The sequence below is a fragment of the Salinivibrio sp. ML290 genome (assembly GCF_001995695.1).
GTDB lineage: Bacteria > Pseudomonadota > Gammaproteobacteria > Enterobacterales > Vibrionaceae > Salinivibrio > Salinivibrio siamensis.
The window spans coordinates 107,804-126,688 of sequence record NZ_MUEY01000004.1 but is presented as its reverse complement, the minus strand read 5'-3'; the positions used below and the strand labels follow the sequence as shown (position 1 = coordinate 126,688).

General features: G+C 52.0%; 15 protein-coding genes. 12 read left to right on the top strand and 3 right to left on the bottom strand.

Annotation, left to right across the window (positions count from 1 at the left end; all coding sequences use genetic code 11):
- The first annotated feature begins 137 nt into the window (after window positions 1-137).
- From BZG23_RS05760 to alr, 7 genes are all read left to right on the top strand, one after another.
- Entirely contained in the window at window positions 138-782 is a 645-nt protein-coding gene (locus tag BZG23_RS05760; protein WP_046074319.1) for a TIGR04219 family outer membrane beta-barrel protein, read from the top strand.
- A gap of 217 nt (window positions 783-999) precedes the next feature.
- Entirely contained in the window at window positions 1,000-2,508 is a 1,509-nt protein-coding gene (exaC, locus tag BZG23_RS05755) for an acetaldehyde dehydrogenase ExaC (protein ID WP_077606409.1), read from the top strand.
- Between the two features lie 123 nt (window positions 2,509-2,631).
- Window positions 2,632-2,859: a hypothetical protein gene (locus tag BZG23_RS05750; protein ID WP_046074318.1), complete on the top strand. Its 228-nt coding sequence runs from the start codon at window positions 2,632-2,634 to the stop codon at window positions 2,857-2,859.
- Between the two features lie 140 nt (window positions 2,860-2,999).
- Entirely contained in the window at window positions 3,000-4,808 is a 1,809-nt protein-coding gene (locus BZG23_RS05745; RefSeq protein ID WP_077606408.1) for an assimilatory sulfite reductase (NADPH) flavoprotein subunit, read from the top strand.
- Window positions 4,808-6,523 carry an assimilatory sulfite reductase (NADPH) hemoprotein subunit gene (cysI, locus tag BZG23_RS05740; protein ID WP_077606407.1) on the top strand — a complete coding sequence of 572 codons (1,716 nt, stop codon included), beginning with the start codon at window positions 4,808-4,810 and terminating at the stop codon, window positions 6,521-6,523. Before BZG23_RS05745 ends, cysI begins: the two co-directional genes overlap by 1 nt.
- Window positions 6,516-7,295 carry a phosphoadenylyl-sulfate reductase gene (locus BZG23_RS05735; RefSeq protein ID WP_077606406.1) on the top strand — a complete coding sequence of 260 codons (780 nt, stop codon included), beginning with the start codon at window positions 6,516-6,518 and terminating at the stop codon, window positions 7,293-7,295. Before cysI ends, BZG23_RS05735 begins: the two co-directional genes overlap by 8 nt.
- A 228-nt stretch (window positions 7,296-7,523) precedes the next feature.
- Window positions 7,524-8,759, top strand: a complete 1,236-nt coding sequence (gene alr / locus BZG23_RS05730; protein WP_077606405.1) for an alanine racemase — start codon at window positions 7,524-7,526, stop codon at window positions 8,757-8,759.
- Between the two features lie 79 nt (window positions 8,760-8,838).
- Here the strand turns inward: alr and BZG23_RS05725 are convergent, their stop codons facing one another.
- Window positions 8,839-9,459, bottom strand: a complete 621-nt coding sequence (locus BZG23_RS05725) for an FKBP-type peptidyl-prolyl cis-trans isomerase (protein ID WP_077606404.1) — start codon at window positions 9,457-9,459, stop codon at window positions 8,839-8,841.
- A 125-nt stretch (window positions 9,460-9,584) separates the two neighbouring features.
- Here BZG23_RS05725 and BZG23_RS05720 point away from each other — a divergent pair, with 125 nt between their 5' ends.
- Both BZG23_RS05720 and BZG23_RS05715 read left to right on the top strand, forming a co-directional pair.
- Window positions 9,585-10,205, top strand: a complete 621-nt coding sequence (locus BZG23_RS05720; RefSeq protein ID WP_198532116.1) for a LysM-like peptidoglycan-binding domain-containing protein — start codon at window positions 9,585-9,587, stop codon at window positions 10,203-10,205.
- Between the two features lie 407 nt (window positions 10,206-10,612).
- On the top strand, window positions 10,613-12,244 hold the full coding sequence (locus BZG23_RS05715) for a methyl-accepting chemotaxis protein (RefSeq protein WP_077606402.1): 1,632 nt from the start codon (window positions 10,613-10,615) through the stop codon (window positions 12,242-12,244).
- Window positions 12,245-12,307: 63 nt separating this feature from the next.
- On the opposite strand, the gene BZG23_RS05710 is transcribed toward BZG23_RS05715, so the two are convergent.
- Together BZG23_RS05710 and cpdB are read right to left on the bottom strand one after the other, a co-directional pair.
- Complete coding sequence (locus BZG23_RS05710; protein WP_046074311.1) at window positions 12,308-12,775, bottom strand: GNAT family N-acetyltransferase; 468 nt, start codon at window positions 12,773-12,775, stop codon at window positions 12,308-12,310.
- A 79-nt stretch (window positions 12,776-12,854) separates the two neighbouring features.
- A complete protein-coding gene (gene cpdB, locus BZG23_RS05705) occupies window positions 12,855-14,810 on the bottom strand; it encodes a 2',3'-cyclic-nucleotide 2'-phosphodiesterase (protein ID WP_443216275.1) in 1,956 nt (651 codons plus the stop codon).
- 291 nt (window positions 14,811-15,101) lie between these two features.
- Between cpdB and cysG the strand changes: the two genes are divergently transcribed.
- From cysG to cysN, 3 genes are read left to right on the top strand one after another with little or no spacing between them, the layout of a single operon-like run.
- Entirely contained in the window at window positions 15,102-16,529 is a 1,428-nt protein-coding gene (cysG, locus tag BZG23_RS05700; protein WP_077606400.1) for a siroheme synthase CysG, read from the top strand.
- A gap of 12 nt (window positions 16,530-16,541) precedes the next feature.
- Window positions 16,542-17,450: a sulfate adenylyltransferase subunit CysD gene (cysD, locus tag BZG23_RS05695; protein ID WP_046074308.1), complete on the top strand. Its 909-nt coding sequence runs from the start codon at window positions 16,542-16,544 to the stop codon at window positions 17,448-17,450.
- Between the two features lie 9 nt (window positions 17,451-17,459).
- Window positions 17,460-18,884: a sulfate adenylyltransferase subunit CysN gene (gene cysN / locus BZG23_RS05690; RefSeq protein WP_077606399.1), complete on the top strand. Its 1,425-nt coding sequence runs from the start codon at window positions 17,460-17,462 to the stop codon at window positions 18,882-18,884.
- Window position 18,885 lies beyond the last annotated feature (1 nt).

Sequence of the window (18,885 nt, the reverse complement as noted above, 5' to 3'; positions counted from 1 at the left end):
CAGCAAACACACGCCGTTGCGGGTTTTTCTCTTCACCTCGGCACAAAGCTTGCTATCATTCTAAGCAATCGGCGACAAGGCATGGCTTTGCCGCCTCCGCGTGACGACCTTTTTTAATCGACAATGTGGAGAGTTTCATGAAAACCACTTCAATGACGCTTGCCGCCGCAGCGCTCACTGCGTTTTTGGCCATGCCCGCTCAGGCTGATACCTTGGCAGGCGGTAAAGTAGGGGCGGATGCCTGGTTTATGGATGCTGACGTCAATAATGTAGAAGCCGATGATGCGAGCACTGCTGGCTCTTATTACGCGGCGATTGAGCATCCGTTACCATTGATCCCCAATGCGAAAATCCGCCAAACCTCGGTGAGCGTGGATAACCCTGATGTTGATTTTGACCAAATCGACTTTGTTGCCTATTACGAGTTTCTCGATAACGATCTCGTGTCGGTCGATGCGGGCATTAATATGCAGCGTTTCCAATCTGGCAAGTTTCAAGGGCAAAGCTTTGACGAGTGGCAACCGAACATTTATGCCGATGCACGTGTAGGTCTAGTCGGCACGCCTTTATTTGTATTTGCCACCGTGAGCAAAGGCGAGTTTGATGGCACCAGCACCTTGGATGCCGAAGCGGGCTTGCAATATCAGTTAGGTTTAGTGGCCGCTGATTTGAACGTGCGAGGCGGTTATCGCATGATCGACCATGACTTCGACTACTTTGACAATAATGACGGAGAGCTTGATGTGACTGGCTTCTTTGTCGGTGCAGAACTCGACTTTTAATCGGTTGAGCGTCAAGGCAACGAGTAAAAAACCGCGCACATGCGCGGTTTTTTTATACCTGAAGATTCTGCCTATTCGCTTCTGTTGCCCATGTCTCACTGCGACTTTCGCCTAATACCCAGCCAATAAAATCTCTGCCACGCTTTTTGAGCAATAACGGCAAGGAGAGAGCAGTACGTGCTCCGCCATCTACTCAAACACGGAATAAGGAAAGAGTATGATCTACGCAAAACCAGGAACAGATGGGTCAGTGGTTAGCTTTAAGTCGCGTTATCAAAACTTTATCGGTGGTGAATGGGTGCCGCCGGTGAAAGGGCAGTATTTTGCCAATACGTCACCGTGCACTGGCGAAACCCTTGCTGAAGTGCCGCGCTCAAGTAGCGACGATGTGGATCTGGCACTGGATGCGGCGCATCGCGCGAAAGACGCATGGGGCAAAACCTCTGTCACTGATCGGGCCAATATTTTGTTAAAAATAGCGGATCGGATTGAAGCGAACCTCGAAATGCTCGCCGTGGCGGAAACCTGGGAAAACGGTAAAGCGGTACGTGAAACCTTGGCGGCGGATATTCCTCTCTGCGCCGATCATTTCCGTTACTTTGCCGGTTGTATTCGCGCCCAAGAAGGTACTGCGGCGGAGCTGGATGCGGGTACAGTGGCGTATCATATTTACGAGCCTTTAGGTGTTGTGGGGCAGATCATTCCGTGGAACTTCCCCTTACTGATGGCGTCATGGAAGCTTGCGCCGGCCTTGGCGGCGGGCAACTGCGTGGTACTCAAGCCGGCCGAGCAAACCCCGACGACCATCTTGCTATTGATGGAGTTGATTGGCGATCTGCTGCCTGCTGGTGTGGTTAACGTGGTCAATGGTTATGGCGCAGAGGCGGGCCAAGCGCTTGCGACGTCGTCTCGGATTGCCAAACTGGCGTTCACAGGCTCTACGCCAGTGGGTCATCACATTCTACGTTGCGCGGCAGAAAACCTCATTCCTTCAACCGTTGAGCTGGGCGGTAAATCCCCCAACATCTATTTTGAAGATGTGATGCAGCAAGAAGAAGCATATATCAATAAAGCGGTAGAAGGCCTGTTGCTTGGCTTTTTCAACCAAGGCGAAGTGTGCACCTGTCCGTCGCGCGCGCTGATCCAGGAAAGTATCTATGACGACTTTATCGCACGCGTGATTGAGCGCGCAGGCACGATAAAACAGGGTAACCCGCTCGACACCGAGACCCAGGTCGGGGCGCAAGCATCAGACGAACAGTTTGATAAGATCATGAGCTATTTGAAGGTCGGGCAAGAAGAGGGCGCGAAGGTATTAATTGGCGGTAGTCACCAGGATTTGGGCGGCGGCTATTATGTGCAGCCGACCCTACTGGAGGGCCATAATAATATGCGGGTGTTCCAAGAAGAGATCTTTGGGCCGGTGATTGGGGTGACCACCTTTAAAGATGAGGCGGAAGCTTTAGCGATTGCCAACCACACCGAGTACGGGTTGGGTGCAGGGCTTTGGACCCGTGATATGAACCGCGCCTATCGTGTTGGACGTGCGATTGAAGCAGGGCGGGTCTGGACAAACTGCTATCACCTTTATCCGGCGCATGCCGCCTTTGGCGGCTACAAAAAATCAGGGATCGGGCGAGAGACACACAAAATGATGCTGGGTCACTATCAACAAACGAAGAACTTACTCGTTAGCTACGACATTGATCCATTGGGTTTCTTTTAATAGAGACCACCTCAATGCGGAGGCGGTGACAACATCGCCTCTGCTCATCAAGCCTCCTGCATGGCAGCTTTGCTTATCTGAGACTAAACTCAATAAGTGATCCAATTCAGTGGGCAAAGCATCATGACAGCCGAACAGCTACGTGCTTTATACCGTCAGCAGCTTTTGATTGAGGCGGTTGTTGAGCCTTCGTTAGATAGCGAGGGGTGGGTTGTTGAGTGCCGCCACACCGGTGGTGGTTTAATGGCGCTTACCAATGCTGAAGGGATTGAACAATGCTTTACCGATATTGACCAAGCGACGTTGAATGCGCTTGAGATTGGTTTTCAGCAAGTTCGTATTGCTGACTAACGTTATGTTCCCGCTCAATGACACACCGCTGCGCACCTACCTTACAAAAAGTTATAAAACATTCACATCTATTCTTTATTGTTATTAATTGGTGAGGGTACGCTAGCATTCACGCAATGTTAGCAAGGAATGTCGTCACCATGTTACTCAAGGATCTCTCCGGGTTAACCAGCCCGCTCAATGATCAGCAGATAGGCCAGTTGCAACAAGCAGTGGCGGAGTTGTCACCGCAGCAACTGGCCTGGATCAGTGGTTATTTTTGGGGGTTAAGCCAAACACCTGCTGGTGAAGCGGCGGCACCCAATGCTATGCCACAAGCCAGTTCTGCCCCCAACCATACCCTAACCATTTTGTATGCGTCACAAACCGGCAATGCTAAAGGCGTGGCGGAGGCGCTGCATCAGGAAGCGGAAGCGGCTGGGATCCCGGCCAAATTGGTTGCAGCAGATAACTACAAAGGCAAGCAACTGGGCAAAGAAACCCATCTTGTGATTGTTGCTTCCACCAATGGTGAAGGCGAGCCGCCCGATAACGCCATTGAGTTACATGAATTTTTGCAATCGAAAAAAGCCCCCAAACTGGATCATCTTCATTATGCCGTCTTGAGCTTGGGAGACTCGAGTTATGAGTACTTCTGCCAGACGGGGAAAGACTTTGATGCCTTTTTGCAAAAGCTTGGCGCTAAGCCGATGGTCGCCCGCCTTGATTGCGATGTGGATTATGAAGCCACGGCCAGTGCTTGGCGAGAGCAAACCTTAGCCGAGGTGAAGCAACAATTTAAGGCCAGTGGTGATGCGCAGGTAGTGCCGCTTCATCAAGCCACTGCGCAAGCAAAATACACCAAACAGTCGCCTTATACCGCTGAGCTACTCACCTGCCAGCGCATTACCGGACGAGGCTCAGATAAAGCGGTTTATCATGTTGAGCTGGATCTGGATGAATCCGGCATTGAATATCAGCCAGGCGATGCTTTGGGGGTGTGGTATCAAAATGATCCCGAACTGGTGGACAGCATCGTCGCCAAGGTGGGTCTGCGTGGCGATGAAACCGTCGATATCGACGGTGATAACCTCTCGTTGCGAGACGCGCTAATTGCCCACTATGAGATCACCGCCTCTAACCCACAGCAGGTCAGTGCGCTGGCAGCGTTATCTGAGAGCGATACACTTACCGCATTGACGGAAGACAAAGCCGCATTGCGCGAGTTTGCTAATCGCACTCAACTGATTGATGTGCTGGCACTGGCGGACATCAACCTGAATGTCGAGCAATTTCAATCGATATTGCGTCGGCTCACGCCGCGTTTGTACTCGATCGCCTCTAGCCAAGCGGAAGTGGAGGACGAAGTGCACCTTACCGTCGGGCTGGTGGATTATCAGCATGAGAGCGGAGAATCACGCCAAGGTGGTGCATCGAGCTTTCTCGCCCACCGCGCTGAGGCAGCCGAGACGGTCAAAGTGTTTATTGAGCACAATGATAACTTCAAGCTGCCAACCAGCGATGACACCCCCATTATTATGATTGGCCCCGGTACTGGCATTGCGCCATTTCGTGCTTTCTTGCAAGAGCGAGAGCAACGAGAGGCAAAGGGTGATAACTGGCTGTTCTTTGGCGATCGCACCTTTACCGACGACTTTCTTTATCAGGTTGAATGGCAGCAATACCTTAAATCTGGCCTGCTGACGCGGATGGATGTGGCCTTTAGCCGCGATCAGGCTGAGAAAATCTATGTCCAGCACCGGTTACTCGCGCGTGCTGAGGCGGTATGGCAATGGCTATCGAACGGCGCTTACATCTATGTGTGTGGTGATGCCAATCAAATGGCGAAAGATGTTCATGAAGCCTTAATCGAGATAGCCCAAACACAGGGCCAGCAAAGCCGTGAGCAAGCGGAAGCCTTTATTAATGAATTGCGCAAAGATAAGCGCTATCAAAGGGATGTGTACTAATGAGTGAGCAGAAATTTGCGGGCGATACACTGGGCCCACTAGCTGATAACGAGCGTTTGAAAGAGCAAAGTGATTACTTGCGTGGCACCATTGATCAAGACTTGGATGATCCGATCACTGGCGGATTCACGGATGATAATTTCCAGCTGATCCGCTTCCATGGTATGTATCAGCAAGATGATCGCGATATCCGTGCCGAGCGACAAAAACAAAAACTGGAGCCTTTGCACAATGTGATGTTGCGTGCGCGGATGCCGGGCGGGATCATTACGCCCCAGCAATGGCTGGCGATTGATAAGTTTGCCCGTGAAAGCTCGCTCTATGGCAGTATTCGCCTGACCACCAGACAAACCTTTCAATTTCATGGTGTCCTTAAGCCTAACATCAAGCTCATGCACCAGACCTTGAATGAGTATGGCATTGACTCGATTGCCACCGCTGGGGATGTGAACCGCAACGTATTGTGTACGTCCAACCCGGTGGAGTCAGAGCTCCATCAGCAAGCTTATGATTGGGCAAAGCGGATAAGCGAGCACTTGCTGCCTAAAACCCGCGCTTACGCAGAGATTTGGCTCGACGGTGAAAAAGTCGAAGGCAGCCAAGACAAAGAGCCGATTTTGGGTGAGCGTTATCTGCCACGTAAGTTCAAAACCACGGTGGTGATCCCGCCACAAAACGACGTGGATGTGCACGCCAACGATCTCAACTTTGTCGCCATCGCCGAGCAAGGACAGCTTGTCGGCTTTAACGTCCTCGTTGGTGGTGGGCTGGCGATGACCCATGGTGATACCAACACCTACCCGCGTCGCGCGGATGACTTTGGCTTTATTCCGCTTGAGCATACACTGAAGATCGCGGAAGCCGTGGTCACCACCCAACGTGATTGGGGAAACCGCTCAAACCGTAAAAATGCGAAAACCAAGTACACACTTGATCGCGTTGGTGCGGATGTGTTCAAAGCGGAGGTGGAAAAGCGCGCCGGTGTGAGTTTTGCGCCAAGCCGCCCGTATACCTTTACCGGACGCGGCGATCGCTTAGGCTGGACCAAAGGCATTGACGGTAAATACCACCTCGCCCTGTTTATCGAAAATGGTCGTTTGCGTGATACGCCAGAAAAACCACTCAAAACCGGCATGGCGGAGATAGCTAAAGTTCATCAGGGCGATTTCCGCATGACCGCGAATCAAAACCTGATCATCGCGGGGATCCCGGAAGCGCAAAAAGACGAGATTGAGGCGTTAGCGCGCCGTTACCGTTTAATTGATGACGAACACAGTGTGCAGCGCACCAACTCGATGGCGTGTGTCTCCTTCCCAACGTGTCCACTGGCGATGGCTGAAGCCGAACGCTTCTTGCCGGACTTTGTCACGGAAGTGGAGAAAATTCAGCAAAAACATCAGGTGCAAGATGATCCGATTGTACTGCGTGTAACCGGTTGCCCGAACGGCTGTGGCCGCGCCATGTTGGCAGAAGTGGGGTTGGTGGGTAAAGCGCCGGGTCGTTATAACTTGCATTTAGGTGGGAATTGGGAAGGTACCCGGATCCCCAAAATGTACAAAGAGAACATCACCGATCGTCAGATCCTTGAAGAATTGGATCAGTTGATTGGTCGCTGGGCGACAGAGCGCGAAGCGGGTGAGCACTTTGGTGATTTCTTGATCCGCCGCGAGGTGATTGCCCCCGTGCATGTATCTAAGAGGGATTTTTATGCCTGAAACCGTTCAACCTAACGCGACGTTAGCCTTGGCTGACATTGCCGCGATGAATAAAAGTCAGCAAGCCTTGGCATTGGCGGAGGTGAATGCCACCTTGGAGGCACTCTCGGCATCTGAGCGTGTCGCCTGGGCGTTAGAGCACCTTGAAGGGCAGTTTGTCCTCTCGTCGAGCTTTGGGGTGCAAGCGGCATTGATGCTGCATTTGGTCAGCCAGGTGAAGTCGGATATTCCAGTGATTTTAACCGACACGGGTTACTTGTTTGCAGAGACCTATAGGTTTATCGATATCTTAACCACAAGGTTGGATTTGGACTTACGGGTGTATCGCGCCGCACTTAGCCCCGCTTGGCAGGAAGCGCGTTATGGCCAACTGTGGGAGCAAGGGGTGGAGGGGATCACCCAATACAATCACATCAACAAAGTCGAGCCGATGAAGCGCGCGTTGCGAGAGCTAAACGCCGGCACCTGGTTGTCGGGATTGCGCCGGGGTCAATCAGACTCTCGCGCCAATCTGCCGATACTCAGTGTCCAGCATGGAGTATTTAAGTTCTTGCCCGTGATTGATTGGTCGAACCAAGCGGTGGACGACTACTTGCGCGAGCATGATTTGCCGTATCATCCCTTGCGAGACCAAGGCTATGTGTCGGTAGGGGATGTGCATACCACCCAGCGCTTGGAGCCAGGTATGCGAGATGAACAAACACGCTTTTTTGGCTTAAAACGCGAATGTGGATTGCACGAAGATGACTTGAATGATGGCGCTGGCATATAGCGTGTTGAGTCTTGTCTGCGACAACGCTTCTCTCAAACGTCACCCTAGGGTGGCGTTTTTTTTGTTCAAACACGCGGAACTTGTCTATCTTTTTTATTGAGTGACTCGTCAGCCGTGAAGTGTTCTGTGATATAAACAGCGCGCATTGCCAGGAGGCATAAATAAAAGCGGTCAGCTTTTATTTAACACGTCACGGATGCTCCATTTATGTGACCAACAGTGAAGCTTATGAACAAAAAATTCTCTTTAGTGGCGCTTGCCGTCGCCGGTGTCGTTGCCCTTGGGGCGCCCGCCGTCATGGATTACTCCTCGCCTACGCCGTCGACGCCTGATACCGGCAATCGTTATATGGGGCATGGCAACGGCTGGCTAGAAGTGAGCACCTCCACCTTTGGCGACAATATTCAACGTGTGCAACAGAAAGTCAGCGAAGGCACCAAGATTTGTGTGGTAATGAAAGCCGATGCCTATGGCAATGGTATTGCTGGTCTTTTACCCACTGTGATTGCCAGTGGCATTGATTGTGTTGGCATTGCTAGCAATGAAGAAGCGCGGACCTTGCGTGAAGGCGGCTTTACCGGCGAGATCATGCGTGTGCGCACCGCGACCTTACAGGAAATGGAGAGCGCATTAGCATTGAATATGCAAGAGCTGATTGGCTCGGCAGAGCAAGCCGAACAAATGCGTCAGCTTGCCGAGAAACATGATATTACCATTCCAGTCCATATGGCGTTTAATGCTGGTGGAATGGGCCGCAATGGCATCGAGATGAACGAGGAAGCGGGTAAGCAAGTCGCGTTGGATATTGCCACTGACCCGCGTTTTAACGTGGTCGGTATCATGACGCACTTTCCTAACTACGAAGCCGATTATGTGCGCAGCAAGTTAGGACAATTTAAAACCAACAGTGAGTGGTTGATTGAACAGGCAGACTTGAAGCGTGAAGATGTCTTGCTGCATGCCGCGAACTCGTTTGTCACTTTAAACGTGCCAGAGGGTCATTTTGATATGGTTCGCCCTGGTGGGGCGCTGTATGGCGATCAGCCAACCAACCGAGAGTTTCCGCCCATCATGAGCTTTAAGACCAAGGTGGCTTCTGTGCATCATTTACCCGCGGGCAGCACGGTTGGTTATGACAGCACTTATACCTTGGAGCGCGATTCTATTCTGGCCAATTTACCGGTCGGCTATTCGGATGGTTTCCCCCGTAAAATGGGTAATGATGCTGATGTGCTCATTCAGGGGCATCGCGTGCCTGTTGTCGGCGTTGCGTCAATGAACACTATTATGGTTGATATTACTGATATTGCGGATCAAGTGGCCCCCAACGATGAGGTGGTGCTATTCGGTCAGCAAGGGGATAAAACCATTGGTGCGGTAGAGTATGAGACCAATGCGGATGTGATTTTCCCAGAAATCTATAGCTGGTGGGGTGCGGTGAACCCACGTGAATACGTGCAATAACGCTGGATGAAAAGACAAAAAGCGATGCCGAGGCATCGCTTTTTTCATTCCTGATTTGGCGCTTGTATTCAGTCAGCGATTACAGGATGTCGAGTAGCTCAACTTCAAAGACAAGGGCAGCAAACGGAGGAATGGCTGCGCCCGCACCACGCTCGCCATAGGCGAGATCTTGTGGCACATACAACTTCCACTTAGAGCCAACTGGCATCATTTGCAGGGCTTCAATCCAACCTTTAATCACGCCAGTCACCGGGAATTCAACCGGCTCACCACGTGTGACTGAGCTATCAAATACACTGCCGTCAATCAATTGACCATGGTAGTGAACACGCACCTGCTTATCGCTGGTTGGAATTTCACCGTCACCTTGTACCAGTACTTCGTACTGCAAACCTGAATCTGTCACGGTGACGCCTTCGCGCTTGGCATTGTCTGCCAAGAAGGCATCGCCTTCTGCTGCTTGTGCTTTTGCAGCCTCTTGACGAACTTCTTCCGCTTTTGTGTGAAGCTCACGCAATGCGTTATTGATGTCGTCAATTTCAATCTCTGGCATTTCGCCAGCCAGCGCGGTGCTGATGCCTTTTGCAATGGCATCAACATGTAAGCCTTCTAGGCCGCTACCGGCAAGCTGTTGGCCCATTTGTAGGCCGATGCCATAGCTCGCCTTCTGCTCGACAGTTTCCAGTTGTACGTCAGACATAACGTCTCTCTTTTTTGCGTCAATAAAGTGTGAAAGGATAACAGGTGATGGTTTCGTGGGTAAACTTTTGTGCCAATAAGGCGTCCAAGATGAGGACAAAACAACAAAACATGCGCGGAGTGGCAATGAAGTTAACAGCAATGCGTTCATACTGGAACAAACTGCGTGCTGGATGGCGAGAGAAACTCACAGCGGGATGGGAAAACCGTCCTAGCGTAAAAAGCCTACATGGTTTGACGGGGCTAAAGCAGGGTTGGCAACGCCTACCGGCTTTACACCGACGCCTATTGATGGTGCTTATCCCGACTGTATTGGTGTTGGCTGTGCTTCCTAGTCCCTCGCCCAAAGCCCCCTCGCCCCAAACTCGTCAACCCGTCGCCCTGAATACAGGGGCGAATGTATCGTCAGCGTCGCAAAGTGATTCGTCAGTCGCGGCGTCAACTGCTGAGCCTGCGACTCAACAAGCTGAAAAAAAAGAAAATAGCCCTTGGGTGAGCCATCAAATTGAGCGCGGTGACACGCTGGCCAAAGTCTTTCGTCGCTACGATCTAGCGTTAACCGATCTGTATGCGATTGCCAATATTGAAGGTGAGGGAAAGCCGATTAGTCGCATCCAGCCAGGACAGTGGATCCGCTTTAAACGTACACAGAGTGGTGCGTTAGATATTCTGCAAATCGAAACCGAGAAAGGGCAATCGGTACTCTATTTCCGTTTGTCTGATGGCGGTTTTGCTCGCCAACGCTAGTCTTTTGACGCCACGAGCCCAACCGAAAGCACTGGTAACAGGGTGCTTTCGGTAGTCAACCTCTCTTTATCTCAGCCTTGTTCTGTCTTTTTTCTACTCGATGTGTGATTAAAGTCGCTGCCGGACGATTTTTGATCTACTTTTTATAAATCGGTCAATAGAGCCGAATACGCTACACCATTGGGGCGGAAAAGGGATAAGTTGCTGTTCAGGGCAAGAATGCTTACACAATCAGCCATCATTGTATGACAGACTTTTTGCAAAAATAATGAGTCTTTCATCACACTTTGGTTATTTTTTGTGCTAGTATTCGTGCCGCTGTGTAGGACAGACACGCAAGCCCGCCTCAACATGGATGTCTAGGCATTAACACGCTAATCACTAATTTGTTGAGGACTCGCTTTTCCATGTTGAAAAATCTATCTATTGGTAAAAAGTTTATGGCGGCTTTTTCCCTGATTGGTATCGCTGTGGTGATCTTTGGGTTTTATATCTATACCCAAGTCAGCGGCATGCGCGATAATATGCTGAACTTTACGGACGATACCCTCCCCGCAGTGCTTGAGATCGAGCGACTCAACGAAGAGATGATACGTATTCGTCAGGATCAGTATGCGGTTCTCACCTTTAGTGATCCGGCAGAACGACGTGAAATCTTGGGTGAAATCGATGTCATGAAGCGCGATTATAGCCGCGCGCTTGATGCCTACGAAGAGACGCTTTGGTACGATGATGAAAAAGCGATTTTCAGCCGTATTCAGAATAATTGGGACCAATACAATCAAGAGCTCAGTGCCTTTCCTGATAGAGTCGAAGCAGGGCAACTGACCGCGGCACAAAAAATCCTGTCGAATTCGTTCGGCACCTTCGGGCAGTTGGATCAGTCTTTAACGGAAATGTCTGAACTGATGCAGGGCTTTATCGGTAAAAACCGCACCTCCATGCTGAATCAAGTGTCGACGGTGAGCATGACCATTATCGGGGTACTGCTTGCGGTGATCGCCTTTATGATTGTGGTCGCGATTATCTTCACCCGCGCGATTATCAATCCGCTACGCTTGGTGATGGAGCAATCGTCTGCGATTGCCAAGGGCGACCTGACTTACCAGTTGGATCGTAGCCAGATTGGTAATGATGAAATGGGTAAATTGGCCGACTCCAGTATCGCCATGCAAGATAGCTTGCGTAGCTTGATTGAAGAAGTGATTGCCGCGGTCACTCAATTGAGCAGTGCGGTCGAAGAAGTGAGTGCGGTATCGAGCCAAACCTCGACGGGGATGCAAAATCAGCAACACGAAGTGTCGCAAGTGGCGACCGCGATGGCGCAAATGAAAGCCACCGTGGCGGATGTGGCGCAGAACACCGAGAGCTCATCCACCGCGGCCAATGAAGCGAGTGAACAGTCGCGCATGGGCGCACAAGACATTGACGGTATGGTGGCCTCGATTCGTAAAGTTGCCGAGGACATGCGTCAAACCGGCGATACTGTGAATGAATTGGATCAGCAGTCGAAACAAATCAACATGGTGGTGGATGTGATTCGTGATATCGCTGAGCAAACCAACTTGTTGGCCTTGAACGCAGCGATTGAAGCGGCACGTGCCGGAGAGTCGGGCCGTGGCTTTGCGGTGGTTGCCGATGAAGTGCGTACCCTCGCGGGCCGGACGCAAGATTCGACCGGTGAAATCACCACTATCATTGAGAAACTGCAGCAGTTTGCAACCCAAGCGCGCAACGCCACCACCCAAAGCTGTGAAAGCATTGAGCAATGTGTGGAGCAGGGCGATCAGGCGCAGCAATTGGTGCGTGGGATTGAAACCTCGGTTGAGAACATTGCTGATATGGGCATGCAGATCGCTAGTGCCTGTGGTGAGCAAGACTCAGTGGCGGATGAGCTCAGTCGCAATATCGAGCGCATCAATGATTCAGCACAAGAAGTGGCGGGTGGCGCCGATCAAACTGCGCAAGCCTGTAGCGAATTGAGCCAATTGGCGCAATCACTGCAAAGCACTATGCAGCGTTTCCGCCTGACAAAATAATCGCGAAACGATCGCGCACGCTTCATGACAATGAATCCCGCTCTTTGAGCGGGATTTTTTTGCTTAAACGGCAGACGTCTCACTGACTGATAAGCGCATATCGATATGTGGGATACCGTCTTCTAAGTAAACGTCGGAAAACGCGACAAAATCGTGCTTTTGGTAAAAGCGCTGTAGGTGTGCTTGAGCGCCTATTTCAATGTTTTGCGCGGGCCATTGCTGTTGGCATACTTGAATGGCTTGGCGGATCAGCTGATGGCCCCATTGCCCATTGCGATGAGTGGGTGCAATGATCACGCGACCAATACTGCTCCCTGGGTAACTTGCCCCGGGGGCGAGAATACGGGCATAGGCGGCGAGCTCTCCGTTCAGCCAGCCCATTAAATGCACGGTGTCTGGCGCCGTATCGTGCGTGTCCAGCTCTGGATAGGCGCAGGCTTGTTCAACCACAAACACATCGACACGCAATTTCATCAGTGTGAATAAAGTGCGCGTATCCAGCGCGTCAAAGGTTGCCTGTTGCCATTCCATGTCATTTCCTCTTGATTGAACATAAAAAATACCGCAGACAGGCTGCGGTATTCAAAGGCTATTTATCTTTCTGTGTTAATTACTGGCGAGGTTGGCCTAAATCAACATGATAAACGGCAAAGCCGACCTCATCTTTTCCTTCTCGCGTCATCGACCAGCGGCCTTTTTGCTCAATAAACTGCGCCGCTTGCTCACTCGGGGAGGTTTCAAAGCTCACCACGGCATCTCCCTTAATCGGGGCAATCGACCAGTTATTGTCAGCGCTAACGGTCACCTCACCTTCCTCTTCACTCACGCGACTGATGTAGTTGGCGACCACGGTGCGGTTTTCATCCGGCGCGGCAAAGGCAATATGATCGCTGCCGGTGCCCGGGAACTTCGCGCCATACGCACGGTAGTTATTGGTCGCCACCAAGAAGGTTTGCTCAGGATCAACCGGCTTGCCTTGATAGGTGAGATTGACGATCCGTGATGCCTCTGGGTTCACTTCATTACAATCGCCGTCGTAACGCGCGGGCTGGGTGACATCAATTTGGTATTCCACCCCATCAATCACGTCAAAGTTATAGGTGCGGAAACCGTCCCAGTTGATCAGCGATTGCGGCTGCGCTGCGTTTGGATCGATTTGATTAAACTGGCCGGCGCTGCACTCCAGCCATTGGGTGAGTTCGGCGCCAGAGACTTTCAGCGCCACCAAGGTATTCGGATATAGGTAAAGATCGGCGGCGTTGCGGAAGGTCAGTTGACCGGCTTCCACTTCGGTAAAGTTGCTCGGATCGTTTTTGCGTCCACCGGCCTTAAAGGGCGCAGCGGCAGAGACAACCGGAAGGTCGGCCAAATCTGGGTCGCCTTGGATCATGCGCTCGACATAATCTTGTTGAGCGAGATTGACGATTTGTACGGTTGGGTCATCTTGTAGCAATGCCAAATAAGAGTACATCACATCATTGGCTTTGCCGATTGGTTGATTCACAAAATCTTGTGTGGCTTTATGATCGGCTTCTACCGCATCAAGCATAGCCTTATCGGCTTCAACCAATGCCTTATTGTTGGCGCGGTCAAAAATGGGTCGCGCATGCGCGTTGCTATCAGTGACTTGCCATTGACCGTCCACTTGCTCGAGGGCGAGATCAATCACCCCGACGTGGCTGCCCCAGCGGCCAGCCATCACACTGGCCACGCCATTGATGGTGCCTTTTTCGATATCCGCGCCGGGAATATTGGCAAAGTCCTCGCCGGGGAACACCGCGTGTGAGTGACCAAAGGCAATGGCATCAATGCCGTCGACATCGGTGAGGTAATACACGGAATCTTCAGCCATCGCTTTATACGGCGCTTGGGAGATCCCAGAGTGTGGGATTGCCACCACCACGTCTGCACCCTTGGCTTTCATCTCTGGGACGAGCTTTTCAGCGGTTTGTTTAATGTCTTTGGCGATCACTTTGCCTTCAAGGTTGGCTTTATCCCAAGTCATGATCTGCGGTGGCACAAAGCCGATGTAGCCGACTTTGATGGTATGGCTGTCACCGTCTTCATCTTTGAGTTGGTATTCTTTAATCAAATACGGGTCAAAGTAATGCTCGCCAGTCTCTGCATCGAACACGTTGGCGTTGATATACGGGAAGTTGGCGTCGTTAATCGACTCTTTTAAGAATGCTAGACCGTAGTTGAATTCATGGTTACCGATGTTACCCACTTCATAATTGAGCAAGTTCATCGCTTTATATACCGGATGTACTTCACCGGGTTTAATGCCTTTGCTGGCCATGTAGTCGCCCATCGGGCTGCCTTGAATCAGGTCACCGTTATCCACCAATAGTGCGTTTTGTGCTTCATCACGCGCTTGCTTAACCACAGTGGCGGCGCGAACCAAGCCGATTTTTTGTGACGGTTTGTTTTTGTAGTAGTCATAATCCATCACGTTGGTGTGAATGTCGGTGGTTTCAATCACACGTAGGTTAATGGTGTCGGCAAAGGCACTGCCAGAGGCGGCAAATAAGCCGGCTACTACAGCAGTGGCGACAGCAGATGGCATCAAACGCATAACAAAGTCTCCAGTGAAAAATGTGCGTTAGTTATCAGGCAGATGARTTATGCCGTTTCTCATACCTAGAAAGCTGTGCGATTGATCGGCTTATTATCTTCGGCTGTCGCTCAACACCGATATCTTGCACGCTTTGCGATCTCAGTCATCGTTAATCCTTTCAGGCAAAGGCACTTCAGATCTTTTAATCACAAAAAAGAATAAAAAATGAATTTATAGAATTTCAGGTAATAGATGTGGGGCGATATAGTGGCGGTATTGTCATCAAGGGAATGCGCGATCATGGATTATCTCCCCCTCTTTGCTCAGCTCAAAAACCGTCCTTGCCTCGTGGTAGGGGGCGGTGAAGTCGCATGGCGCAAAACGCGCATGTTGCTTAAGGTGGGCGCGGCCGTCACTGTGGTTGCCCCTGACGTCGACCGTGAAATTGCGGAGGCGCAAGCGCAAGGGAAATTGACCGTCTTGCGCGAGGCGTTTCGTCCCGAGCATCTGGATGGAAAGATACTGGCGATTGCGGCGACTGACAACGCCCTCGTCAATGAGCTGGTCTCCACCGCTGCTGACAGCCGCAATATCTTGGTCAATGTCGTTGATGATACCCCTAAGTGCAGCTTTATTGTCCCTTCTTTGGTTGATCGCTCCCCCATCATTATTGCCATCTCATCGGGCGGCAAAGCGCCAGTATTGGCGCGGATGTTACGAGAAAAAATTGAAACCCTGGTGCCGCAACATATCGGCAAGATGGCGGCAATGGCGGGTGCGTTTCGCGACAAACTGAAAGCGCGTATTCCGACCTTAACGGGCCGGCGCAAATTCTGGGAGGCCGCTTTTAGTGGGCGGTTTGCCGATTTAGTCGCGGCGGGCAAACACCAGCAAGCCGAGCAAGCGCTGGAACAGCTTAGTGGACAAATCACCACCCAAGGCGAAGTGGCGTTGATTGGTGCCGGGCCGGGGGATCCTGGGCTATTGACCTTGCGCGCGTTGCAATTGATGCAGCAAGCCGATGTGGTGCTTTACGACTACTTGGTGGCTGAACCGATTATGGAGCTGTGCCGCCGAGATGCAGAGCTGATCTGTGTGGGCAAACGGGCGAGCTACCACAGTGTGAGCCAAGACGACATCAATCGCCTGTTGGTCGAGCATGCTCGAGCCGGAAAGCGGGTAGTGCGCTTAAAAGGGGGCGATCCTTTCATGTTTGGCCGTGGTGGTGAGGAATTACAAACCCTTGCCAACGCCGGTGTCTCGTTTCAAGTGGTGCCCGGGATCACTGCAGCGGCGGGGGCGACGGCCTATGCCGGTATTCCGCTCACCCATCGCGATCATGCCCAGACCGCACTGTTTATTACCGGTCATTTGAAAAAAGAACAAGACACCTTGGAGTGGGCGACGTTAGCGCGCCCGCGTCAGACCTTGGTGATTTATATGGGATTGATGAAGTCGGCCCATATTCAAAGCCAACTGATGGCTCACGGCCGATCGCCGGACACCCCTGTGGCGGTGATTGAAAACGGCACGCGTCCGGAGCAGAAAGTCTTTACCGGTCAACTCAACAACTTACCGTCGCTGGCGGAGCAAGCTGCGTCGCCCGCGCTTATCGTGGTGGGCGAAGTGGCGGCACTCGCCGGTCAGCTGACATGGTTTGGCGAGGGGCGCGCGGTAAGCGATGCCGACCCCACGCAAGCCCCCACCGCTGTGGTTAACTTCGCTTAAAGGATAGTTAGGATGGATGCAAAAACACTCACTCACCTCCAGCAGTTAGAAGCCGAGAGCATTCATATACTGCGGGAAGTCGCGGCGGAGTTTGATAACCCCGTGATGCTGTATTCGATTGGCAAAGACTCATCAGTGATGCTGCATTTGGCGCGCAAAGCTTTTTACCCCGGGAAGATCCCGTTTCCGCTGCTGCATGTCGATACCGACTGGAAGTTTCGCGACATGATTGCCTTTCGCGATCGTACTGCCAAGGAGCTCGGGCTAGATCTGATTGTGCACAAAAACCCAGAAGGGATGGCTCAGGGGATCAATCCTTTTGATCACGGATCCGACAAGCACACCGATATCATGAAAACCCAAGCGCTAAAGCAGGCGCTGGATCAGCATAAGTTTGATGCGGCATTTGGCGGCGCGCGTCGGGACGAAGAAAAATCCCGCGCCAAAGAGCGTGTCTATTCGTTCCGTGATAAGAACCATCGCTGGGATCCGAAGAACCAACGGCCAGAGCTGTGGCGCAACTATAACGGTCAAGTGAACCCGGGCGAGAGCATTCGCGTGTTTCCGCTCTCTAACTGGACTGAGCTCGATATCTGGCAATACATCTATCTAGAAAATATCGACATTGTTCCGCTTTATTTAGCAGCCGAGCGCCCAGTGGTAGAGCGTGATGGCACCTTGTACATGGTGGATGATGCGCGGATGCCGATTGGGCCCGACGAAACCGTGACCCATAAATCGGTGCGTTTTCGCACCCTGGGCTGCTACCCATTGACCGGGGCAGTCGAGTCACACGCCAATACCTTGCCAGAGATCATCGAAGAGATGTTGGTCGCTACCTCGAGTGAGCGTCAAGGGCGGGCGATCGACCACGATCAGTCCGGGTCCATGGAGCGCAAGAAGCGTCAGGGTTATTTCTAAGGAGCAGTCATGAATCCAGCAATTCAACAACAGGTGGCCGATCTGGGTATTGAGGGTTACTTGCAACAGCACCAACACAAAAGTTTATTGCGCTTTCTGACCTGTGGCTCGGTCGATGACGGTAAATCGACCTTGATTGGCCGTTTGCTGCACGACTCGCAGCAGATCTATGAAGATCAGCTGGCTGCGGTCCATGCCGATAGCCAGCGTGTCGGCACAACGGGCGAGAAACCCGATCTGGCGCTACTGGTAGACGGCCTGCAAGCCGAGCGTGAGCAGGGGATCACCATTGATGTGGCGTACCGGTATTTCTCCACCTCCAAACGTAAGTTTATCATTGCCGATACCCCCGGCCATGAGCAGTACACCCGTAATATGGCTACCGGCGCGTCGACCTGTGATGTGGCGGTGATCTTAATCGACGCGCGTCACGGCATCTTAGATCAGACCCGCCGCCATTCATACATCGCTAACTTACTGGGTATTCAGCATTTTGTGGTAGCGGTGAACAAGATGGATTTGGTGGAATATAGCCAAGCCCGATTTAATGAAATCCAAGAGCAATATTTGGCGTTTGCCGATCAGCTCAACCCCGGCTTGTCGGTGTCTATGGTGCCCTTGTCGGCACTGGAAGGCGACAATGTGGTCAATGCCAGTGACGCGATGGCGTGGTATCAAGGCGAGCCGCTGCTCAGCCAGCTAGAAGCCATCGACATTGAAAAATCGCGCGGGACGGGCGCATTCCGTTTTCCGGTGCAGTATGTCAATCGACCAGATCTGAACTTTCGCGGTTACGCGGGCACCCTTGCCAGTGGCGAGTTGCATGTGGGCGATGAGGTTAAGGTACTCCCCTCTGGGCTTACCGCGAAGGTCGCGCGCATCGTCACCTTTGACGGTGATCGTGAATTTGCCTTTAGCGGTCAGGCGGTTACCCTCACTTTGGATAGAGAAATTGATATTTCGCGTGGCGATCTCTTGGTGCGAGCGGACGATGACGTGGCGGTGGGGCAACGATTTGACGCCGACGTAGTGTGGATGACGCAAACCCCACTGGCTCCGGGGCGCGAATACGAGATTAAGTTGGCCAGCAAGAAAACCTCGGCGCAGGTTGAGTCGCTGTCCTATGGGGTCGATGTTAATACGCTTAACACCCATGACGCAGACACCTTGCCGCTCAATGGCATTGGTCGTTGCACCTTGACCCTGAGCGAAGCGGTGCCGCTGGATACCTATCACGATAGCCCGAATACCGGTGGCTTTATCCTGATTGATCGCCTCACCAATGTGACGGTCGGCGCGGGCATGATCCGTCATGTGGCGGAGACGCAGCCGCAAACCACCTCGTCGTTCTCAGCGTTTGAGCTTGAGTTAAACCAGCTGATCCGCAAGCACTTTCCGCATTGGCAAGCGCGGGATCTGCGTCAACTGGGATAAA